This window comes from Sphaerisporangium melleum, assembly GCF_014646695.1.
Classification (GTDB): Bacteria; Actinomycetota; Actinomycetes; order Streptosporangiales; family Streptosporangiaceae; genus Sphaerisporangium; species Sphaerisporangium melleum.
Map to the genome: position 1 here is coordinate 57,948 of NZ_BMNT01000003.1, position 20,582 is coordinate 78,529.

Sequence of the window (20,582 nt, forward strand, 5' to 3'; positions counted from 1 at the left end):
GTTCCCCCGCTTCCCCCGATCCCCCGCTTCCCCCGATCCCCCGTGCTCCCCGTGCTCCCCGTTCCCCCGTTCCCGTCCTCCGTACGACGGGCCGCCCGTCAGCGCGGCGGGACGAACCAGTCGAACGGAGCGGCCATCACCGTCGCCGGTACGGTGAACAGATCCGCGGCGTACCCGTGGTAGATCACGACGGCCAGCGCGATGGCCAGCGCCCCTGCCACCGCGAAAGCGAACCGGCGCATTCTCGGCACGGCTTTCCCCCAATCCTTCTTCTCCGGCGGCACATTCGCCGATGCGGAAAACCGTACTGAACACGTGTATATCGGCGGTATATCGCCAGCTCAGCGCGGCTTTCAGCTGCGGGATGGGGGTGCGGTGCTCTCGCGCACGATCAGCTCGGTGGCCAGCTCGACGCGGTGCTGGTCGAGGCGCTCCCCCGCGGCGAGGGTCGCGATCATCCGGGTCGCCACGGCGCCCATCTGGACCAGCGGCTGCCGCACGGTCGTCATGGGCGGGCCGGCCCACTGGGTGAACGACAGGTCGTCGAAGCCGACGACGCTCAGCTCGTCGGGAATGCGCACCCCGGCCCGCCGGGCCGCCTCGTACACGCCGAAGGCCTGCAGATCGTTCGCGGTGAAGATCGCGGTCGGCGGATCGGGGAGGCGCAGCAGCTCGGCGCCGTCCTGCAGCCCGCCCTCGACGTACAGCGTGCTGACCCGCACCAGGCCGGGGTCGATCGGCACGCCGGCGGCGTCCATCGCGGCCCGGTAACCGTCGAGCCGGGCCCGGCAGCACGGCCACTTGGTCGGGCCGCTCAGCATGGCGATGCGCCGGTGGCCGAGCTCGAGCAGGTGGCGGGTGGCGGCCATCCCGCCGGTCCAGTTCGTGGCGCCCACCGACGGGGTCGCGTGCAGCGGCTCCCCGGTGGGATCCACCACGACCAGGGGGATCGAGCGGGTGGCGAGCTGGGACTGCTGCTGGACGGTCAGCTCGGAGAAGACCGCGATGACACCGCTCGGGCGGCGCGCGAGCACCTGCTCGGTCCACGCCTTGCCCGGGGTGAGGCGCCCCTGCATCTCGGTGAGCACCACGGCCAGCCCTCGCTCACGAGCCACCTGCTCGACGCCGCGGACGATCTCCAGCGCCCACAGGCTCTCCAGGGCGTGGAAGACCAGCTCGACGATGGCGATGGACGTGCCGGTGTCCCGCCGGCGGTAGCCGTGCTCGCGCAGCACCGCCTCGACCCGCTCCCGGGTGTCGAGCGACACCCCCGCCTGACCGTTGAGCACCCGGGACACGGTGGGCGCCGACACCCCGGCCAGCTTGGCGATCTTGGCCACCGTCAGCTCGCGCCGCCGCGCCCCTTCCTCGGCCGGCCCGGCATCCGTCGTGGTCACCGAATCAGTCTACGCACCGCCCTCGCCCCGCTCAGCGTCCCCGGCGACTTCACCGGTCAGCGGGTGGTGCCGAAGGCGAGGCCGGCGGCGAGGGCGATGACCAGGGACAGGACGACGACGACCATCACCGTCGCCAGCGGCTGCTTGCGGCGCGCTGGCGGGACGTCCGCCCGCAGCGGGCGGACGGCGGGCTGCGGGGAGACCGTCGACGGCGCCGGAGTGGGCGCGACCCGGGACGGCGCGGGCGTCGGCGTGGCCGGGGCGGGTGCCGGCCGGGAGGCGGCGGCCTGGGGGCGTGCCGGTGGCCGTGGCACCGCCGCGGCGGTGGCTGGTGGTGGTACGGGAAGGCGGGACGATGGAGGGCGCGCGCTCGGTTTCGGGGCAGGCGGGCGGACCGTGGCCGTGGGCCGGGGCGCGGACGGGGTGGGCGCAGGTGCAGGCGGGGTGGGCGCAGGTGCGGGCGGGGTGGCGGGCGGCGCCGGTGGGTCGGGAGGCGGCGTGGGGGCGGGCGGCGGCGGTGCCGGGGGGCGGCGGCACGCCGGCGGGCCGGCGACGGTGATGCCGACCCGCAGGTGCACCAGCACATCGACGTCGAGGCAGACCGTGACATCGGGCACCGGCGGAAGGAGGCCGTCGTCGGCGGCGGCGACTCCGGTCAGCGGCGCCGCGGCGAGCGCGGTCGCCAGGGCCGCCGTCACGCTCCGGCCGGCGATGGTCATCATCCGCTCCAGGGGATGCGCTGGAACTCCGAGAGCGCGGCGCGGAACGCCTCCGGCCCGACCGACAGCCCGCTGTCGAAGACGCGGGAGATCTGCCAGGTGAGGAAGACGCCGACCCCGAGCAGCGCGGCCATCACGAACAGCGGCACCAGTGTGCGGCCTCGCGGCCTGGCGCCGGCCATGAAGGGGAACAGCAGGACGATCACCCCGGTCAGGATGGTCAGCGGCAGGACACCGGCCGGTGGCTCGGCCTGGGCGTCGGCCCCGCGCTGGCGCCGGGCCGCCGAGAGGCCCTTCATCTCCTCCAGCGTTTCGGCCTTGGCGGCGACGGCCTGGTCACCGGTCACGACGAGACCGCTCACCTGAGCGCGCAGCGCGTCCACCCGGGAGTCGCCCTCGAGGCTGAGCCGCCCCTCGGCCATGAGGGGCCACTCCTTGTGCAGGACGAACTGGACGTAGTCCCTGATCTGCTGCTGCACCTGGGCGCCCACCGGGACGGGGAGCCGGGCCGCGGCCCAGTAGGCGTCCACGGCGGCGCGGCTCTCGGCGTAGGTGTTCTGCCGCGCGGCGTCCGCCGTGGTCCACGGCACGACGATCGCGATGGCGAAGACCAGCAGGAAAAGGGAGGAGAGCATGGAGCCGGCGTGGCCGGCGGTCGGACCGTCCGGGGCGCCGTCTTCGGTGCCCTGACCGAGCCTGCGGAAGAGAAAGGCGGCGATGGCCACCACGCCGACCGCCGCCGCGACCGCCAGTACGCAGACCAGCATGACCGTCTCCCTAGATATCAGCGAGGGGGGCCGCCGGGGTGCACCCGGCGGGAAGGGATCGCTTTTCTGATGTGGTTGCTGTTCGAATGCGGGCAGGTTCGTCCGTCGCCCACCTCGGCAGAGGAGGGCGAGAAGCCGCTCCCCTGAGGGCGCGGTGAATTCACGGCAGTGAGCGAACGGTTGGGCACATGGCGTTACCGATCGCATGCCGTCACATAGCTATCACATTGCGTGTACTTTGTGGCGCCCGGCCGGAACGGTGGCTCCAGCTTCCTCGGGAGCGTTTCCGGCGTGCACGGAGCCGGACGACGAAGGAGGCGGCGTCGTGGTGACGCCGCCTCCGGTGCCGGGTCGCCGGCGGTTCTCCCGCCGTCGGCCCTTGTGTTCTGCCGTGCTGGTCAGGTCGCGCTACAGCCGAGTGCGCTCGGCGTGCCGTTGGTCCCCGAGAAGGCGGCGGTGAAGCCCGCCGTGGTGGAGGCGCCGGGCGCGAGCGACCCGTTCCAGGTCTCGTTGCGCACGGTCACGCTGGATCCCGACTGGGTGTACCGGCCGCCCCACATCTGGCTGATCGTCTGCCCGTTCGGGAAGGTGAAGGTGACCGCCCACGAGGTGAGGGCCGCCGTCCCGGAGTTGCGCACGGCGATCTCGCCCTGGAAGCCGCCGCCCCACTGGCTGGTCACCCGGTAGGTGGCCGCGCAGGCCCGCTCGGGAGCCGGGGTGGGCGTCGGAGTGGGGGTCACCGTCGGCGTGGGGGTGGGGGTGGCCGACGGGGACGGCGTGGTGCCGGACGGGGGAACGCGGATGATCCGGTCGTCGTTGCTCGCGGGGGTGCCCCGGCCGTCGCGGTTGGTCGTCGACACCCACAGCCAGCCGTCCGGGCCCACGACGACGGCGCGCAGCCGGCCGTACGTCCCCTGGAACTCGGCGACCGGCGAGCCGGTGACGGCGCCGCCGCTCACCGGGACGGTCCACAGCCGGGTCCCGCGCAGGGCGGCGGCGAACAGCGTGTTGCCGGCGTAGGCCAGGCCGCTCGGCGACGCCTCGGCCGTGGTCCAGGTCACCAGCGGGTTGCGGAAGGAGGGGTTGGTGCACATGCCTTCACAGGTGGGCCAGCCGTAGTTGCCGCCCGCGACGATGAGGTTGAGTTCGTCGTAGGTGTTCTGGCCGAACTCGCTGGCGTACAGCCGTCCCTGCCCGTCCCAGGCGAGGCCCTGCACGTTGCGGTGGCCCATGCTGTAGACCAGCGAGCCGGAGAACGGGTTGCCCGACTGCGGCATCCCGCCGGTGGCGGTCATCCGCAGGATCTTCCCGCCCAGGCTGCTCCGGTTCTGCGCGTTCGACGTGGTCCCGCCGTCGCCGGTGGCCACGTACAGCATGCCGTCGGGGCCGAAGGCGATGCGCCCGCCGTTGTGGAAGCTCGCCTTGGGAATGCCGGAGACGATGACCTGCTGCGTGGCCGGCGCGTTCAGGCGGAGGCGGACGACCCGGTTGTCGGAGCTCGCGGAGTAGTAGACGTAGACGTACTGGTCCTGGGCGTAGGTGGGCGAGACGGCGATGCCTAGCAGGCCGCCCTCGCCGGACGGCACGACGTTCGGCACGGTCGCCGCGACGGTGGGGGTGCTTCCCGGGCGCACCTGCATGATGCGTGCGGTGTCGCGTTCGGTGACCAGGGCGGTGCCGTCGGGCAGGAAGGCGATGGCCCAGGGGACCTGCAGCCCGGTGTTCGCGACCTGGGCGCGGGTGAAGTCGAAGCCGCCGGTGGCCAGGGCTCCGGCGGCGGGTGGTCTGGTCAGGACGAGCGCCGCCGCCGCGGCGAGGGCGGCGACGATCACGGTGAGGACTGAGGTGAGACGCTTTCGCGTCACCGGCTGGACGGACATCGGTACTCCCTACTCGAAGTAAGGGAAAGTGTCAGAGCCTGCCCCGACCGTATAAAGGGTGTACATCACCGGCAATCACGGCCCGGCCCCCGGAGCACTGCGCGGCTCCCCGACCTGGGGCCGCGGCGTCGCCGAGCGGGCACGAGCGCGCGGCGCCGCGGAAACTTTCACCACACGGTCACCCACCTTCCTGCCGCCCGGCCGGGGACGCGTTCGCGGTCCGCCCGTGGCGGCCATACCCGGTCGCCCCCGGGGCGAAGCGGTCTCCCCACACCGCCGCTCTCCTCGAAGCGGCCCTGCGCGCACCGCGCGCGCCGGTGACATGCGACGCCGCGGCCCGGCGACGTCGAAGCCTTCGGCCCTGCCACCCACGCGGCAGCTACCTGAGCGAGCCGAGGTAGCGTTCGGCCAGGTCACAGCTCTGCTCGGTGTAGCGGGCGCCGAGCTCGCGGGCGATGTCCACGGCGGGGTGGGAACCGATCCAGGCGACCAGCAGCAGCCTGCGGAGCAGGATGAACGTCCAGACCTCCGCCTCGTCCTCTCGCGGCAGGCCGGCGACGGTGCGGTAGCCGGTCAGCCAGCGCTCGGCCATCTCGGGGACCTCCGGGCGGTGCTCGATGAAGCTGAGCGCGGCCGCCAGGTCGTAGAGGTACCAGCCGAAGCCGCAGTCGTCGAAGTCGATGACGGTCGCCCCCGCCGTGCCCGGCGCCCGCCCGTCCGGACCGGCGGCCGGGACGTCCGGCCCCGCCTTGGGAACGTCCGGACCAGCGGTGGGAACAGGGCCGGGAAGGACCAGGAGGTTGGCCAGCCGCAGGTCGGCGTGGATCAGGCCGTACCGACCGGGCCCCTTGCCGAACCGGGCCAGCCGGTCGCGCAGCGCCGTCTCCAGCCTGCCGAGCACCGCGCGCGCCTCGCCGTCCACGCCGGCCCCGTCCTGCCACCGGCCCCAGCGCGGAGACGGGCCGAAGGCGGCGTCCTCGTCCCAGTGGAACCGGGTGAACCCGGCCGGCCGCGGCCAGCGGCGGGCGTGCAGGTGCATGCGGGCGGTGATCGCGCCCAGCGGCTCGAAGTGCTCGCCGAGGGCGTCCTCGGCGGGCTCGCCGCCCGGGACGTGCTCGAACATCACGCACTGGCGTGCCGCTCCGTCCGGACCGGCCACGGCGATCACCCGCGCCCCGTCCAGCGCGGGCACCACCGCGGGGGTGGGCACGCCCGCCTCCTCGCGCAGCGCGGTGAGCCAGTCGAGCTCGGAGCCGATGGCCTCGCGGGAGTGGTAGCCGAGGCGGTGGACCCGCAGGATCAGCCGCCGGCCCGCGTCGGTGACCAGGAACGTGGCGTTCTCCGACACGTTGATCAATCTCGCCTCGGCGTCCGGCGTGAGGTCATAACGCCGCAGCGCCAGGCGGGCGACGTCCGCGACGCGGCCGAGGACCTCGCCGCCGGCCGACAGGTCATGGTCTCCGTGCCACGCCGGCACCTGCGCGTGCGTCTCGTACCCGCCGGAGTGGTCCTGGACCTCCATGCGTTCTCCTTCACGAGGTCGGCGTGACGGGCGGCTCACGGTCCGGGACGCCGGACCGGCGGACCATCCTAGGGACGTCCGGTCCCACCGATTCCACCGGGCCGCCGGCGCTCCCGTCCATCACCCTCAGCGCCCCGCCGACCCACCGCGACCTGCCCGGCCCGCTCCCACGCGCGCGTCCCGGGTGGGGGCCGCCGTACGGTGGTGGTCGCCGGGAGCGTAACCTCGGCGGCGTGAGTGGACGCAAGGTACTGGTCACAGGCGCGTCGCGGGGCATCGGGCGGGCGGTGGCGGCCGCGTTCGCCGGGCAGGGCGACCGCGTCGCCGTCCATCACCGGGACTCGCCCGACCTCGCCGAACAGGCCCGCGCCGCGCTCCCCGGCGAGGGGCATGTCGTCGTGCAGGCCGACATCGCCGACCCCGAGCAGGTGCGGCGCATGGTGGACGAGGCGGCCGCGGCGCTCGGCGGCATCGACGTGCTGGTCAACAACGCCGGCGTCTTCCTGCACCACCCGCTCACCGAGGTGTCCTACGAGCAGTGGCAGGACGCCTGGCGGCGAACGCTGGCGGTCAACCTGCTCGGCGCGGCCAACGCGGCCTGGTGCGCCGTCCGGCACATGCCTCGCGGCGGGCGGATCATCAACGTGTCCTCGCGCGGCGCCTTCCGTGGGGAGCCGGAGGCCCCGGCGTACGGCGCGAGCAAGGCCGGGATGAACGCCTTCGGCCAGTCCCTCGCCATCGCGCTTGCCCCGCACGGCATCGCCGTGGGCACGGTGGCCCCCGGCTTCGTCGAGACCGACATGACCAACGAGCACCTCAAGGCCCCGCGCGGCGACGCCATCCGCGCCCAGAGCCCTTTCGGCAGGGTGGCCCGCGCCGAGGAGATCGCCGCGGCGGTGCTGTACCTGGCCTCCCCCGAGGCCGAGTGGGCCACCGGCACCATCATCGACCTCAACGGCGCCTCCCACCTCCGCACCTGACCTCCCCAGCGGCGATCACAGAGGGTCGGCGAAGGTCCACCCCTTGGCCAGCAGGGCGTCGACGGCGTCGACGGCGAGGTCCAGACGGTGCTCGGCGGAGCCGGTCACGACGATGTGCGGCAGCTCCCGGTGTTCGAGTTCTTCGCGGAACCTGCCCGACATCCATTCCCGGATGGCCTCACCGTCGCGCCATCCGTCCTGCTCGAACGGCACTCCCGCGGTGTCGGTGAGAATCCAGAGGTCATGCCGATTACGAGCGTGAAGCCGTTCGACGTCCGCGGATGTTCCACCGAGATAGCGCTCGTGCCACAGCGAGGTGGCGAGGGCGTCGGTGTCGCAGACCAGCAGCGGCGAGCCCGCGCGCGCCGCCGCGTCCTCCAACGCCAGGTGCCGCTCCGCGATGACGGTGAACTCCTCCGACGTCCAGGAAAGATCGCCGATCCACAGCTCACCGCGACGCCCGTGCGCGCGTGTGGCCGCGGCGAGCTTCTCTTCGCAGTAGAGCCGGCCGTACTCCGGCACCCATCGGGTGGCGGCCCACGCACCACCGCGAGCGGCGTAATGCCCGGCCAGGGCACGGGCGAGCGTTGTCGTCCCCGAGGATTCCGCGCCGACCACGACGACTCTGCGCGCCAGATGGGCCCGGACCGCCGGAGACAGCCACTGCCAGCACGCCACGGGATCGAGCCGCACGGCGGTGCCGCTCACCGGAAACCGGACACGGCGCGGATCGACGGGGACGTGCACTGCGGAGAATCGGCGGGCCAGTTCGGCACCGTAGTGCTCGGAGCTGAAGACCGCGTCGACCGGCGGCACAGCGCCTGTTCCGCCCTCGGGCCGGGACAGCGTGGCCAGGCCGGTCCGGAAGGCGTTGACGTGCTCCTCCCAGATGGCGTCCGACTCGAAGTCCATCTCCGCGTCGTCGAGCACGGGGATGATCTCGACATGCGGCTGCGGATGCCGTTCCCGCAACCAGGCGGTACGCAGTGCCAGGGGGATGCTCTCCACGCTGGACCCGGCGGCGACCACGGTGAGGCGCGCGCAGTCGGCGGCGGCGGTGTCGATCAGATGATGGTGGCCGGCGTGGGGCGGATAGAACTTGCCGATGACCAGGCCGTGCCGGAACCTCATCCGGCCGGCTCCGCGGCGGTGACCGTCTGCCGGGCGGACCGGTCACGCCGCCAGTCCACCAGCCCCGCCACGCACAGTCCGAGGAAGACGAAGTACAGCACGCTGGTCAGGTGAAGCCCCTTGACGGCGTAGAGCGGGATGTACACCAGGTCGGCGGCGATCCACAGCCACCACGATTCGAGCAGCTTGCGGCTCTGGCCGTAGGTCGCCATGAGCGAGATCGTCGTGGTCACGGAGTCCCAGAAGGGCACGTCCGAGTCCGTCCACGTGCTCAGCAGCCAGGTCAGCACGCCCGTCACCACGAGCCCCGCGACGGTCAGCACACTCCACTCGACGCGAGACGTCCGCCGAACGGTCAGGCGTGTGCGGGCCTGACCGCCGTAGAGCCACGACCACCAGCCCCAGAACTGGAGGACGACGTACACCGCCTGCAGCCCGGCGTCGGCGTACAGCCGGCCCTCCACGAAGATCAGACCGAGCAGGACCACGTTCGCGATCCCGAGCGGCCAGTTCCAGATGTTCTGCCGCACCACCAGCCAGACCGTGACCGCGCCCGTGACGAAGCCGAGCAACTCCGCCCAGGTGGTGGGCACTCCGCCGAGGAAGAAGACCGGTCGAAGCAGTGGTCCCAGCAGGTCGTGCAGTGCCAACGAGGCTCCCATGGTTGATCGTCGGTAGACGATAACCCACCGAATCGCAACAGATGCCACCAACCAACCGGCCGCTCCACCGAGGCCCTTCCCTCGGTCGCGCAGAGGCCGACGTCAGTTGGCGACGGCCGCTCCGCCGGTCAGACTTCGCGGCGCCAGACGTCTATCGCCAGGACGGGGTGCATGCCGGCCGAGAGGTAGAGGTCGAGGGCGGGGGTGCTGTTGTGCGCGTCCACGTGCAGGTACGTTCCGGCTCTGCCCCGGCGCGCGTCGGCGGCGAAGGCGTGCAGCAGCAGCGACCGGCCGATCCCCCGGCCGCGGAACGCGGGCAGCACGGCCAGGATGCGCACGTACCCGCAGTTCTCGTCGGCCACGAACATGTCCGAGCCGAGCAGCATGCCCGCCGGCACGCCGTCCGCCTGGGCGAGCAGGAGCTGCGCCCAGTCGTGGGTGGCGGAGGAGTCGAAGTCGGCCTTCCACCGGTCGTAGTCCTTGGCGACGAAGCCGAAGTGCTCGGCGAATCCGTCCTGGTGGACGCGGTGGGCGGCGCGCATCAGCTCCTCCACGCCGCCGGCGGGGCGGATCAGCACACCGGGCGGCGGGGGCGGGTCGCCGGCCGGGCCGGAGTGGTCGGCGCGCAGCCGGTGGAAGCTCGTGGCGGCGCGGAATCCGCGCGCGGCGGCCAGTGCCCGCTTGCCGTCGTCCTGGCGGTAGACGCCGATCTCGGCGATCGCGCGGGGCAGGCCGAGCCCGTCGGCGTGCTCGCGGGCACGGCGCAGAGCGGCGTCCCAGAGCCAGGCGGTCGCGTTCGGGTCGGTGGCGTACACCTCGATCTCCGCGGTCCCGTCCGCCCCCTGGCGTCGCGCGTACCCCCAGCCCACCAGCGTCCCGGCATCGGATGGCGGGTCGGTGCCGCCGTCGCAGTCGCCCGCCGGGTCGCGAGGAGGCTCGGAGTTCTCGGGACGCTCGGGGTCGTCAGCGGGCTCGGGGGTCTCGGAGTTCTCAGGGCGCTCGGGGTCGTCGGCGGGCTCGGGGGCCGCCGGGCCGGCTTCCTGCCCGGCGGCGGCCGGGACGGCGTGCACCAGCCAGGAGTCGCGGGCCAGGTCCAGATCGGGGTCGGCGAGGATGTCGGCCACGTCGTCGGCGGTCATGTCCGGGTGGCCCAGCACCGCGGTGTCACAGGCCGACACCAGGGCGTACAGGGCGGGCGCGTCCTGTGGCTCCGGGCGGCGGACCACGTACCCCGTTTCCCAGCCGGCGCCGAGGACCGGCACGATCGCGGACGCCGAGGGCGCCTCGGAAGCCGGAAGGGACGGGGAGGCCGATCCAGGGGCGGGGGCCGAAGGAGTGGCAGAGACCAGACCCGGCTCGGCGTCCGGAAGGGACGCGGAGGCCGGCCCCGAGTCGGGGGCCGAAGCGGGCGCGGGTGACGAGGCCGGCTCGGCGTCGTGGGGGCCGGGCTCCGGGCTGGCGGGGTGCGGCATCATGACCTTCACTGGTTCTGGATCGTCGTCGAGTGCGGGAGACGGGAACATGGAGCTGAGGGAGTTCTTCGAGCATCTTTCCGGGGCGCAGCGAGTCTACGGGCAGCCCTATGAGAAGGACGGCGCCACGGTCATCCCCGCCGTATCGGTTCACGCGGGCGGCGGTTTCGGCCAAGGCGACGTGCGGGGGCAGGTCTCCGGCGGCCGGGGCGGGGGCGGCGGGACGATCGCCCGCCCGGTCGGCGCGTACGTGATCAAGGACGGCAGGGTGTCCTGGGAGCCGGCGGTGGACGTCAACCGCATCGTCCTCGGCGCCCAGATCCTCGCCGGGCTCGCCCTGGTCGTGTTCGCGTTGCGCAGTGGTCTGCGCAGGTCCTGACCTCGCGGCGACGGGGCTAGGGTGGCGGTCATGGTACGCACCCGCCTGTACCGCGACGGTGTTCTCACGGCCGAGGGGTTCCCGTACGCCGAGATCTCCGAGCACCTGAGCGACCCGGCGAACACCGTGTGGTTCGACCTGCTGGCCCCGACCCCGGAGAAGCTCGCCGTGGTCCGTGAGGAGCTCGGCCTGCACGAGCTGGCCGTCCAGGACGTTCTGCAGCCGCCGCCGCGGCCGAAGCTGGCCCTGTACGACACCCATCTGTTCCTGACGCTGTACGCCGTCAGTCTGGAGCACGGCTCGGCCGGGCTGCACCTGACCGGGGTCTCGGTCTTCGTCACCAAGAACGCGCTGGTCACCGTCCGTTCCGACGAATCCTGCGACATCGACGCGATCGTCGCGCGCTGGGACGCGAGCCGGGACATGGCCGCGCACGGGGTGTCCTTCCTGCTGTACGCGCTGATCGACTACATCGTGGACGGGCACTTCGACGTCGCCCAAGGGCTCGACGACCGGGTGGAGGAGCTGGAGGACGGGCTGTTCGTCGACAACCCGGGCAACGGCCGGGGGATGCAGCGGCGCATGTTCGACATCCGGCGCACGACCGTGCGGTTCCGGCGGGTCGTGCTGCCGATGCGCGAGGTGGTCAACGGGCTGCTGCGCCGCGATCTCGGCGTGGTCGCGTCGGACATGGCGCCCTACTACCAGGACGTGTACGACCACGTGCTGCGGGTGTCCGACTGGACCGAGTCGCTGCGCGACCTGGTGGGCAACGTGTACGAGACCCACCTGAACCTGCAGGGCTATCGGATGAACGACATCATGAAGCGGGTGACGAGCTGGGCGGCGATCATCGCGGTGCCCACGCTGATCACCGGCTTCTACGGGCAGAACATCCCGTTCCCCGGCTTCGCGAAGGACGCGGGGTTCTGGACCTCCAGCCTGCTGATCGTCGTGGTGTCGTACGTCCTCTACGTCATCTTCCGCAGGCGGGACTGGCTCTGAGGCCGGCGGTCAGGGACGGGCGGCGGCCTCCTCGATCCAGTCGCCGGACAGGACGATGTCGCGTAGCAGCGAGCCCGCGCCGAGGATGGCGGCGTTCGGGCCGGCCCGGGTGACGTCGATCTTCAGATCGCGGGTGGCCAGCGGCAGGCACCGCTCGTAGACCGCGCCGCGGACGGCGGCGATGAGCTGCTCGGCGGCCGAGAGGCTGCCGCCGATCACCACGGCGTCGGGGTTGAAGAAGTTGACCAGCGCGGTGAGCACGTCGCCGATGAGCCGGCCCGCGCCGCGCACCAGGTTGGTGGCCTGGGGGACGCCGTCGGCGGCGAGGGCGGCGATGTCCGCGGGGTGGCCGATCTCGATGCCCTGCCCGGCGAGGGCGGCCATGAGCGCCGCGCCGCTGGCGTAGGCCTCCAGGCAGTCGGAGTGGCCGCAGGAGCACATCACCGACCGGTCGGCGCGCACCCGTACGTGGCTGATGTCGCCGGCCGCGCCGCGCCCGCGGTGCAGCCGGCCGCCGGCGATGATGCCGCAGCCGATGCCGGTGCCCACCTTGAGCACCATGAGGTTGTCGCAGCCCGGCCAGGCCAGGTGCTCGCCCGCGGCCATCAGATTGGCGTCGTTCTCGACCAGCACCGGGACGTCGAACCGGCGGGCCATGTGCGCGGCGACCGGGTACTCGTTCCAGCCGGGCATGCGGGAGGGGGAGATCACCGTGCCGCCGGCCGGGTCGACCGGGCCGGGGACGCCGACGCCGACGCCGCGTACGGGCAGCCCGGCCCCGCCGGCCGCGACCAGTTCGGTCAGGCGGCCGGCGAGCCAGTCGAGGGTCGCGGCGGCTCCGGCTCCTATGTCGCAGGGGTGCTCGACGACGGCGAGGGGCGTGCCGGCCAGGTCGACCAGGCCCAGCCTGGCGTGATGGGAGCCGAGGTCGGCGACGGCGAGCAGACCGGCATTGGGGGCGAGTTTGAGCCGGCGGGGACGCCGTCCGCCGGTGGACAGCCCGGAGCCCTCCTCCTGCAGCAGCCCGGCCTCGATGAGCTCCTCGACGCGCAGCGACACGCTGGACGGGGCGAGGCCGGAATGCCGGGCGAGTTCGGCCCGGGACTCCGCGTGGCCCAGCGCGACCAGACGGAGGAGCTCCCCTTTACCTGACACAGCAGATGAATACCATGTTGTTACTTAATGCGGCAATGGATTGACTTAGGTCGAGATTGGCCTCTATCGTCCGGACAAAGTTCGATTCCGAATGAAGTCGGATGGTACGTTGATGATCGAGCTGCGCGGAAACGCTCCAGCCTCCACTCGCACGCGCCGCGCGGCGCTGACCGTCATGACCACGTTGTCGGCGCTGTCGCTGGCCACCGTCGCGGCCTGCTCGGACGGCGGCTCGGCCGCCGTCCCGCCCGGCGGGGGCGACGCGGGAGCCCAGGCGGCGGACCCCTATCCGAACGCACCGGTGGCGGCGGCCTCGGACATCCCGGCCGGCTCGGTCATGGAGAAGATCAAGAAGCGGGGCGAGCTCCTGGTCGGCGGCTCGCTGGACGCGCCCCTGCTCTCCCAGCAGAACCCGGTGACCGGGCAGGTCGAGGGCTTCGACGCCGACCTCGGCAAGATGCTCGCCAAGTACATCATCGGCAAGCCGAGCGTGAAGATCGTCAACTCGGCGTCGGAGACCCGCGAGGCGCTGCTGTCCAACGGCACGGTGGACGTGGTCTTCCAGACCTACACGATCACCCCCGAACGGGCCGAGCAGGTCGCCTTCGCCGGCCCGTACTACGTCTCCGGCCTGGCGATCGCGGTGAAGAAGGGCACGACCGGCATCGCCAAGCCCGAGGACCTCGACGGCAAGACCGTCATCGCCGGCGCCAACACCCCCGCCATCCCGGCCATCAAGAAGCTCGCGCCGAACGCCAAGATCGTCACCTTCGGCAGCGACCCCGAGTGCGTCCAGGCGCTCAAGCAGGACCGCGGCGTCGCCTATGTCCAGGACCAGTCACTGCTGGTCGCCGACGGCAAGAGCGACCCCGGCCTGCAGGTGGTCGGCGAGCCGTTCACCACCGACCCGTACGGCATCGGGCTCAAACACGGCGACGACCAGATGAAGAGCTTCGTCAACGGCTGGCTGAAGAAGATCCAGGACGCCGGCCTGTGGCAGGAGGCGTGGAAGAGGTCGATCGGCACAGTCGTGCAGGGCCCGGCCCCCACGCCGCCCGCCATCGGCTCGGTCCCCGGTTCCTGACCGGCCGCACGCGATGGACGCCCTGCTCGGCAACCTCCCGGCGCTGTGGGAGGGTCTGCTCACCACGCTGCGGCTGACCCTGCTCGCGTTCGCGGGCGCGTCGGTGGCCGGGGTGCTGGTCGCCACCGCCCGCGTCAGCCCGGTCCCCGTGCTGCGCGCGGCGGGGACGGTCTACGTGGAGACGCTGCAGAACATCCCGCTGCTGGTGCTGCTCATCCTGGCGGTCTTCGGACTGCCCGAGATCGGGGTGCGCGCCGGGCTGTTCACCACGGCCGTCGTGGTGATCGCCCTGTACCAGGCGGCCTACGTCGCCGAGGCGCTGCGGTCGGGGATCAACGCGGTCCCCGCCGGGCAGGGCGAGGCGGCGCGGGCGCTCGGCCTGGGCTTCGCCGGGTCGCTGCGGCACGTGGTGCTCCCCCAGGCGCTCGCCACGGTCGTCCAGCCGCTCGGCACCGTCTTCATCATGCTCACCATGAACACCTCCCTTGCGGCCGCGGTCGGCGTGGTCGAGCTGACCGCCGCCGCCAACCGGGTGAACCTCGTCGAGGCCCGGCCGATCCCGATCTTCGTGGGGGCCGGGCTGGCGTACATGCTGCTGTCGTCGCTGGTCGGCCTGGCCACCGGCGTGCTGCAGCGCAGGCTGGCGGTGCCGCGATGAGCCGCCTTCCCCTTTCGCGCCCCGCCGCGGGGGTGACCCGGTGAGCGCCGGGAGCCGTCTGCTGTTCGACGAGCCGGGGCCGCGGGCCCGCAGGCGCACCCGCGTCGCGACGCTGGTCTCGGCGCTCGCGCTGCTGGCACTGGCCGCGCTCGCGGTTCGCCAGTTCGCCGCGAACGGCCAGCTCGACGCGGCGCGCTGGCAGCCGTACGCCACCTGGCCCATGTGGCGCTACCTGCTGGGCGGCCTGTGGTCGACGTTCCTGGCGGCCGTGGTCTCCGCCGCGCTCGCCATGGCCGGCGGGCTGCTGCTCGCGCTCGGCCGGGTGTCGCACCGGCCCGCGCTCCGCTGGGCGGCGGGCACGTACGTCGAGGTGGTGCGGACCGTCCCCGCGCTGCTGCTGGTCTATGTGGTGCTGTTCGGCCTGCCGCGCTACGGGCTGGACCTGCCGCTGTTCTGGAAGCTCGTCGTGCCGCTGTCGGTGTCGAACGCGGCGGCCTTCGCGGAGATCTTCCGGGCCGGCATCAGGTCGGTGGACCGCGGGCAGACCGAGGCGGGCCTCGCGGTCGGGCTGACGCGCGGGCAGGCCATGCGCCTCATCGTGCTGCCGCAGGCGGCGCGGCGCGTGCTGCCGTCCATCGTCAGCCAGTCGGTGGGCCTGCTCAAGGACACCTCGCTCGGCTACGTGGTCAGCTACGCCGAGCTGCTGTACAGCGGCCGGGTGCTGGCCAACTACAACCACCTGCTGATCCAGACCTACATCGTGGTGGCGCTGGTCTACCTGGTGGTGAACGCCTCGCTGTCCAAGCTGGCCCGCGGTCTGGAGGCCCGCCAGGCGGGCGCCGCCCGGCGCGCCGCGACCGGTGACGCGGGCCGTCCCGCGCCGCCCGCCGCCCCCGAGGCCGCCTTGCACGCCTGACCTTCCCGCCCCGGAGGCATCTTCCGGCGGCACCGGCGGCGCGGCGTCCTGCCGCGCATCGCACCACCCGAGAAAGGCACCCTTATGTACGCGCGTCTGGCGGAGGTCGTCAGGTCCGGTTTCACGGAGAGCATCCACTTCGGCAGCGTCGCGGCGCTCGCGCCGGACGGCACCCTGGCGTTCGCGCTCGGCCCCGTGGACGAGCCGATGCTGCCCCGCTCGTCGGCCAAGCCCTTCCAGGCCCTGGCCTGCCTCTCGTCCGGCGCCGCCCTTGCGGGCCCGCGCCTGGCGATCGCCGCCGGCAGCCACACCGGCGAGGACCTCCACGCCGAGCTCGTCCAGGCGATGCTGCACGACGCCGGGCTCGGCACCGGCGCGCTGCGCTGCCCGGCCGACTGGCCGGAGAACGAGGCCGCCCGGCACGCGATGATCAGAGCCGGTGAGGGCCCGGCCCGGGTACGGATGAACTGCTCGGGCAAGCACGCGGCGATGCTGACGGCCTGCGCCGCGTCCGGCTGGGACACCGCTTCCTACCTCGACCCCGCGCACCCCCTCCAGCAGCGGGTGCGGTCGGCCGCCGAGCGGCTGTCGGGAGAGAAGAGCACCCACACGGCGGTGGACGGCTGCGGCGCCCCGCTGTTCGCGCTCTCCCTGGCCGGGCTCGCCCGTGCCGTCCGCGCGCTCACCCTCTCCCCCGAGGGCACCCCCGAGCGTGCGGTGGCCGACGCCATGCGGGACTTCCCCGAGTACGTCGGCGGCACGGGGCACGCCAACACCGAGCTGATGCGCGCCCTGCCGGGGGCCGTGGTGAAGGGCGGGGCAGAAGGCGTGCTGGTGGTCGCCACGTCGGAAGGGCACGCCGTGGCGGTCAAGGCCATCGACGGCGGCCCCCGCGCCACCACGGCCATCGCCCTGGCCGCCCTCGCCCGCCTCGGCGCGGTCACCACCGGCGCGCAGGCGTTCACCACCGTCCCCGTCCTCGGCGGCGGCCTGCCCGTGGGCGAGATCCGTCCCACTCTCTGACCGGCGCCTTCGACCTCGGCCCCGCCCTCTATCCCCGGCCCCGCGGCCGCCGGGGAGGCGGCGGGCAGGGGCCGGGGCCGGCCGTGGCCCGGTGCGGGACGATCACGGTGTCGAGGTTGGTCGGCCGCCTTCGGTCACTTCTTGGCGAATCCCGCGTTGACGTAGTTGACGCCCTGCCCCCAGGCGCCCATGTGCTGGCTGACGATCTCGTTGACGGCGTCGTAGGTCTCCGTCCGGGCCCAGTCACGCTGCAGTTCCGACAGCACGCTGGCGGTGCTGACGGGAATGACGCCCTTCTGGCTCATCCGGACGATCGCGGCGTCGTGCGCCGCGGTGCTGGACCCCGCGGAGGCGTCGATGACGGCGAACACCTCGTAGCCCGCCTCGGTCGCCGAGAGCGCCGGGAAGGTCAGGCAGACCTCGGTCCACAGACCCGCCATGATCAGGCGGCGCCGGCCGGTGGCCTCGACCGCGGCCCGGAAGGCTCCGTCCTGCCAGGCGTTGATGTGGGACCGGTCGATCACTGCAAGCTAGTACACGTCTTCCCGTAGCACAAGTCGCTATCCATTGGTAAGCTGCCAGCGTGTCGACGTACGAGCCTGACTTCTGCCCCCGCTACCACCAGGCCGTGGAGATGATCGGCCGCCGGTGGGCCGGGGTGATCCTTCGTGAGCTCCTCCGCGGAGCCACGCACTTCCGACAGATCAGCGCCGCCATCCCCGACATCACCGACAAGCTGCTCTCCGAACGGCTCAAGCGTTTCGAGAGCGAGGGCGTCGTCGAGCGCACCGTCCTTCCGACCACCCCGGTGACCATCGAGTACCGCCTCACGGACAAGGGCCGCGCCCTGGAGGCGGCCGTCCGGGAGATCTCCTCCTGGGCCGAGACATGGCTGCCCGCCGAGGGCGAGCCGGACACGGTTCAGCTCGCGAGGAGCGGTTCACCCGCCGAGGCGTGACCGCCGCGAGCCCGGCGCGTGGCCCAATGTCTCGGACTACCGTTACATGCGATATGTCGGGTAGTCGAGGAGGGGCACGTGGAGTACGTAAGACTGGGCACGACCGGCATGAAGGTGTCGCGCATCTGCCTCGGGATGATGAGCTACGGCGATCCGGTCAGATGGCAGGACTGGGTGCTGGACGAGGAGCACAGCGAGCCGCTCGTACGCAAGGCGGCCGAGGCGGGGGTGACGTTCTTCGACACCGCCGACACCTACTCGGCCGGGGCCAGCGAGGAGGTCACCGGGAGCCTGCTCCGCAAGGTCTTCCCGCGCCGTGAGGACTACGTGCTGGCCACCAAGGTCTTCTTCCCGATGGGGCAGGGGCCCAACGACGGCGGGCTGTCGCGCAAGCACATCCTGGACGGCATCGACGCCTCGCTGCGGCGGCTCGGCACCGACTACGTCGACCTGTACCAGATCCACCGGTGGGACGACTGGACGCCCATCGAGGAGACCATGGAGGCGCTGCACGACGTCGTACGGTCGGGCAAGGCGCGCTACATCGGCGCCTCCACCATGTACGCCTGGCAGTTCGCCAAGGCCCAGCACGTCGCCGAGGTCAACGGCTGGACGAAGTTCGTGACCATGCAGAACCACTACAACCTGCTGTACAGAGAAGAGGAGCGGGAGATGATCCCGCTGTGCCTGGACCAGGGTGTCGGGCTGATCCCGTGGAGCCCGCTGGCGCGCGGCGTGCTGGCCCGGGCGGACGTGCCGCAGGAGGGGACGACGCGCTCGGGCACCGACTGGCGCATCGAGCACCTGTACGGCGGGCCGGGCGACGGCGACGTCCTCGCCCGGGTGGCCGAGACGGCCGGCAAGCGCGATGTCCCCCCGGCCCAGGTGGCGCTGGCCTGGCTGCTCTCCCGGCCCGGCGTGACCGCCCCGATCGTCGGCGCCACCAAGGAGCACCACCTGGACGACGCCATCGCGGCGGTCGATCTCAAGCTCACCGACGAGGAACTGACCCACCTCGCCGAGCCCTACATCACCCGCCCGGTCATCCACTGACTGACCCCGCGTGGACGACGGTCCCGCCGGCGCCACTCCCCCGCGGCACACCGGGAGGCGCGTCGGCGGGGCCGGGGGCGGAAATGTCGGGCGGTCTCCGTAAGCTGAGCCCCATGGGGCGGGTGAACGACGACGCTGCGGCGGCGCTGGAGGAGTACGCGGACCTGTTCGCGATGACCGGCGGCGACGCCTTCCGGGTGCGCAGTTACCAGAAGGCCGCCAAGGCCATCGCGGGCCACCCGGAGGACATCTCGCGGGTGGACGTCCGGGTGGTGCCGGGCGTCGGCGAGGCGATCGCCAAGAAGGTCGAGGAGTTCCTGCAGCGGGGCAGCTTCCGGCAGCTCGACGCGCTGCGGGCGCAGGTGCCTGATGGGGTGCGGGCGCTCACCCGCATCGCCTCGCTCGGGCCGAAGAAGGCCGTCTTCCTGTACCACGAGCTCGGCATCGACTCCCCCGAGGCGCTGGCCCGCGCCATCGGCGAGGGCAGGCTCGCCGGGCTGCGCGGCTTCGGCCCGAAGTCCGAGGAGAACATCCTCAAGGGCATCGAGCAGCTCCGCACCTCGGGCGAGCGGGTGCACCTCGGCGTGGCGATGGATCTCGCCGAGCGGGTCATCGCCTCGCTGCCCGCCGCCGAGAAGATCGCCTGCGCCGGGTCGGTGCGCCGCATGAAGGAGACCATCGGCGACGTCGACATCCTCGCCGTGGGTCCCGAGTCGCTGATGGACGACTTCAAGCGGCAGCCGTACGTCGCCGAGGTCATCGCGAGCGGCGCGCTGAAGACGTCGGTGCGCACGGTGCAGGGCGTCCAGGTGGACCTGCGCCTGGTGCCGGCCGGCTCCTGGGGCTCCGCGATGCAGTACTTCACCGGTTCGAAGATGCACAACGTGCGGCTGCGCGAGATGTGCGTGAAGCGTGGCTGGAAGCTCTCGGAGTACGGCCTGTTCGAGGGCGAGCGGGTGATCGCCGCCGAGGCCGAGGAGGACATCTACGCCGCGCTCGGCATGCAGTGGGTGCCGCCGCCGCTGCGCGAGGACGGCGGCGAGTTCGAGGCGGCCCTGCGCGGCGCGCTGCCCGAGCTGGTCACCGTGGACGACCTGAAGGGCGACCTGCACACCCACACCGACCTGACCGACGGCATCGCCACCCTGGAGGAGATGGTCGCGGCGGCCGCGGCCCGCGGGTACGCCTACTACGCGGTGACCGACCACGCGCCCAACCTGTTCATGCAGCGCATGACGCTAGAGAAGATGCTGGAGCAGCGCGAGCGGCTGCGCCGGCTGCAGGACTCCTATCCGGGCATGCGGCTGCTGCACGGCACGGAGCTGAACATCGCGCCGGACGGCTCGGTCGACTGGCCGGCCGAGGTGCTGTCCGGCTTCGACATCTGCGTGGCCTCGGTCCACTCGCATTTCACCCAGTCGCGCGAGGAGATGACCCGCCGGTTCGTCGCCGCCTGCGAGAACCCCTACGTGCACGTCATCGGCCATCCCACCACCCGCAAGATCGGCAAGCGCCCGCCGGTGGACGCCGACTGGGAGACGGTGTTCGCGGCGGCGGCGCGCACCGGCACCATCCTGGAGATCGACGCCTACCCCGACCGGGCCGACCTGCCCTCCGACCTGGTGCGGCTGGCCCGCCACCACGGGGTGCGGTTCTCCATCGACAGCGACGCGCACAGCGTGCCGCACCTGGGCAACCTGCGGTTCGGGGTGGGCATCGCCCAGCGGGCCTGGCTGACCGGCGACGACGTCGTCAACACCTGGCCGGTGGACCGTCTGCTCGACCTCCTGCACCACGACTGAAGCCTCCGCGCATCGTGCC

At 72.5% G+C, this 20,582-nt stretch carries 21 protein-coding genes; 10 read left to right on the forward strand and 11 right to left on the reverse strand.

The window, feature by feature from the left end; genetic code table 11:
• Positions 1-98: 98 nt before the first annotated feature.
• The 6 genes from IEY93_RS03300 to IEY93_RS03325 all read right to left on the reverse strand — a co-directional run bounded on the left by IEY93_RS03300 (position 99) and on the right by IEY93_RS03325 (position 6,285).
• Positions 99-251, reverse strand: coding sequence for a hypothetical protein (locus IEY93_RS03300; protein WP_189161443.1), 153 nt, complete (start codon positions 249-251; stop codon positions 99-101).
• A 102-nt stretch (positions 252-353) separates the two neighbouring features.
• A complete protein-coding gene (locus IEY93_RS03305; protein WP_189161444.1) occupies positions 354-1,397 on the reverse strand; it encodes a LacI family DNA-binding transcriptional regulator in 1,044 nt (347 codons plus the stop codon).
• A gap of 56 nt (positions 1,398-1,453) precedes the next feature.
• A complete protein-coding gene (locus tag IEY93_RS03310; RefSeq protein ID WP_189161445.1) occupies positions 1,454-2,119 on the reverse strand; it encodes a hypothetical protein in 666 nt (221 codons plus the stop codon).
• Entirely contained in the window at positions 2,116-2,883 is a 768-nt protein-coding gene (locus IEY93_RS03315; protein WP_189161446.1) for a bestrophin-like domain, read from the reverse strand. Before IEY93_RS03315 ends, IEY93_RS03310 begins: the two co-directional genes overlap by 4 nt.
• A gap of 398 nt (positions 2,884-3,281) precedes the next feature.
• Positions 3,282-4,763, reverse strand: coding sequence for a PQQ-dependent sugar dehydrogenase (locus tag IEY93_RS03320; protein ID WP_189161447.1), 1,482 nt, complete (start codon positions 4,761-4,763; stop codon positions 3,282-3,284).
• Between the two features lie 379 nt (positions 4,764-5,142).
• On the reverse strand, positions 5,143-6,285 hold the full coding sequence (locus IEY93_RS03325; RefSeq protein WP_189161448.1) for a phosphotransferase enzyme family protein: 1,143 nt from the start codon (positions 6,283-6,285) through the stop codon (positions 5,143-5,145).
• Positions 6,286-6,518: 233 nt separating this feature from the next.
• Between IEY93_RS03325 and IEY93_RS03330 the strand changes: the two genes are divergently transcribed.
• Positions 6,519-7,265 carry an SDR family NAD(P)-dependent oxidoreductase gene (locus IEY93_RS03330; RefSeq protein WP_189161449.1) on the forward strand — a complete coding sequence of 249 codons (747 nt, stop codon included), beginning with the start codon at positions 6,519-6,521 and terminating at the stop codon, positions 7,263-7,265.
• Between the two features lie 15 nt (positions 7,266-7,280).
• On the opposite strand, the gene IEY93_RS03335 is transcribed toward IEY93_RS03330, so the two are convergent.
• The 3 genes from IEY93_RS03335 to IEY93_RS03345 all read right to left on the reverse strand — a co-directional run bounded on the left by IEY93_RS03335 (position 7,281) and on the right by IEY93_RS03345 (position 10,320).
• The gene (locus tag IEY93_RS03335; protein ID WP_189161450.1) at positions 7,281-8,396 is read right to left on the reverse strand and encodes an AAA family ATPase; all 1,116 of its coding nucleotides are present in this window, start codon (positions 8,394-8,396) and stop codon (positions 7,281-7,283) included.
• The gene (pnuC, locus tag IEY93_RS03340; protein ID WP_229690813.1) at positions 8,393-9,058 is read right to left on the reverse strand and encodes a nicotinamide riboside transporter PnuC; all 666 of its coding nucleotides are present in this window, start codon (positions 9,056-9,058) and stop codon (positions 8,393-8,395) included. Before pnuC ends, IEY93_RS03335 begins: the two co-directional genes overlap by 4 nt.
• 128 nt (positions 9,059-9,186) lie before the next feature.
• Positions 9,187-10,320, reverse strand: coding sequence for a GNAT family N-acetyltransferase (locus IEY93_RS03345; RefSeq protein ID WP_229690814.1), 1,134 nt, complete (start codon positions 10,318-10,320; stop codon positions 9,187-9,189).
• A 73-nt stretch (positions 10,321-10,393) separates the two neighbouring features.
• Between IEY93_RS03345 and IEY93_RS37775 the strand changes: the two genes are divergently transcribed.
• On the forward strand, positions 10,394-10,909 hold the full coding sequence (locus IEY93_RS37775) for a spore germination protein GerW family protein (RefSeq protein WP_229690815.1): 516 nt from the start codon (positions 10,394-10,396) through the stop codon (positions 10,907-10,909).
• Positions 10,910-10,939: 30 nt separating this feature from the next.
• The gene (locus IEY93_RS03355) at positions 10,940-11,914 is read left to right on the forward strand and encodes a magnesium transporter CorA family protein (protein WP_189161451.1); all 975 of its coding nucleotides are present in this window, start codon (positions 10,940-10,942) and stop codon (positions 11,912-11,914) included.
• Between the two features lie 9 nt (positions 11,915-11,923).
• On the opposite strand, the gene IEY93_RS03360 is transcribed toward IEY93_RS03355, so the two are convergent.
• Positions 11,924-13,069 (reverse strand): ROK family transcriptional regulator, encoded by a 1,146-nt coding sequence (locus IEY93_RS03360; RefSeq protein WP_189161452.1) that lies wholly within the window; start codon positions 13,067-13,069, stop codon positions 11,924-11,926.
• 175 nt (positions 13,070-13,244) lie between these two features.
• On the opposite strand from IEY93_RS03360, the gene IEY93_RS03365 reads away from it, so the two are divergent.
• The 4 genes from IEY93_RS03365 to IEY93_RS03380 all read left to right on the forward strand — a co-directional run bounded on the left by IEY93_RS03365 (position 13,245) and on the right by IEY93_RS03380 (position 16,750).
• Positions 13,245-14,153, forward strand: coding sequence for a glutamate ABC transporter substrate-binding protein (locus tag IEY93_RS03365; protein WP_189161595.1), 909 nt, complete (start codon positions 13,245-13,247; stop codon positions 14,151-14,153).
• Between the two features lie 13 nt (positions 14,154-14,166).
• The gene (locus IEY93_RS03370; protein ID WP_189161453.1) at positions 14,167-14,811 is read left to right on the forward strand and encodes an amino acid ABC transporter permease; all 645 of its coding nucleotides are present in this window, start codon (positions 14,167-14,169) and stop codon (positions 14,809-14,811) included.
• A gap of 40 nt (positions 14,812-14,851) precedes the next feature.
• The gene (locus IEY93_RS03375) at positions 14,852-15,727 is read left to right on the forward strand and encodes an amino acid ABC transporter permease (protein ID WP_189161454.1); all 876 of its coding nucleotides are present in this window, start codon (positions 14,852-14,854) and stop codon (positions 15,725-15,727) included.
• A gap of 84 nt (positions 15,728-15,811) precedes the next feature.
• Positions 15,812-16,750, forward strand: a complete 939-nt coding sequence (locus IEY93_RS03380) for an asparaginase (RefSeq protein ID WP_189161455.1) — start codon at positions 15,812-15,814, stop codon at positions 16,748-16,750.
• A gap of 134 nt (positions 16,751-16,884) precedes the next feature.
• On the opposite strand, the gene IEY93_RS03385 is transcribed toward IEY93_RS03380, so the two are convergent.
• Positions 16,885-17,274: an isochorismatase family protein gene (locus IEY93_RS03385; RefSeq protein WP_189161456.1), complete on the reverse strand. Its 390-nt coding sequence runs from the start codon at positions 17,272-17,274 to the stop codon at positions 16,885-16,887.
• 59 nt (positions 17,275-17,333) lie between these two features.
• On the opposite strand from IEY93_RS03385, the gene IEY93_RS03390 reads away from it, so the two are divergent.
• From IEY93_RS03390 to polX, 3 genes are all read left to right on the forward strand, one after another.
• Positions 17,334-17,708: a winged helix-turn-helix transcriptional regulator gene (locus IEY93_RS03390; RefSeq protein WP_203967946.1), complete on the forward strand. Its 375-nt coding sequence runs from the start codon at positions 17,334-17,336 to the stop codon at positions 17,706-17,708.
• A gap of 78 nt (positions 17,709-17,786) precedes the next feature.
• On the forward strand, positions 17,787-18,761 hold the full coding sequence (locus IEY93_RS03395; RefSeq protein ID WP_189161457.1) for an aldo/keto reductase: 975 nt from the start codon (positions 17,787-17,789) through the stop codon (positions 18,759-18,761).
• 113 nt (positions 18,762-18,874) lie between these two features.
• Positions 18,875-20,563, forward strand: a complete 1,689-nt coding sequence (gene polX, locus IEY93_RS03400) for a DNA polymerase/3'-5' exonuclease PolX (protein ID WP_189161458.1) — start codon at positions 18,875-18,877, stop codon at positions 20,561-20,563.
• The last annotated feature ends 19 nt before the right edge of the window (positions 20,564-20,582 follow it).

Coding starts and splice junctions, on each gene's coding strand:
- IEY93_RS03380 (WP_189161455.1), top strand. CDS start 15,812: ATGTACGCGCGTCTGGCGGAGGTCGTCAGGTCCGGTTTCACGGAGAGC.
- polX (WP_189161458.1), top strand. CDS start 18,875: ATGGGGCGGGTGAACGACGACGCTGCGGCGGCGCTGGAGGAGTACGCG.
- pnuC (WP_229690813.1), bottom strand. CDS start 9,058: ATGGGAGCCTCGTTGGCACTGCACGACCTGCTGGGACCACTGCTTCGA.
- IEY93_RS03370 (WP_189161453.1), top strand. CDS start 14,167: ATGGACGCCCTGCTCGGCAACCTCCCGGCGCTGTGGGAGGGTCTGCTC.
- IEY93_RS03310 (WP_189161445.1), bottom strand. CDS start 2,119: ATGATGACCATCGCCGGCCGGAGCGTGACGGCGGCCCTGGCGACCGCG.
- IEY93_RS03315 (WP_189161446.1), bottom strand. CDS start 2,883: ATGCTGGTCTGCGTACTGGCGGTCGCGGCGGCGGTCGGCGTGGTGGCC.
- IEY93_RS03355 (WP_189161451.1), top strand. CDS start 10,940: ATGGTACGCACCCGCCTGTACCGCGACGGTGTTCTCACGGCCGAGGGG.
- IEY93_RS03335 (WP_189161450.1), bottom strand. CDS start 8,396: ATGAGGTTCCGGCACGGCCTGGTCATCGGCAAGTTCTATCCGCCCCAC.
- IEY93_RS03320 (WP_189161447.1), bottom strand. CDS start 4,763: ATGTCCGTCCAGCCGGTGACGCGAAAGCGTCTCACCTCAGTCCTCACC.
- IEY93_RS03325 (WP_189161448.1), bottom strand. CDS start 6,285: ATGGAGGTCCAGGACCACTCCGGCGGGTACGAGACGCACGCGCAGGTG.
- IEY93_RS03365 (WP_189161595.1), top strand. CDS start 13,245: ATGACCACGTTGTCGGCGCTGTCGCTGGCCACCGTCGCGGCCTGCTCG.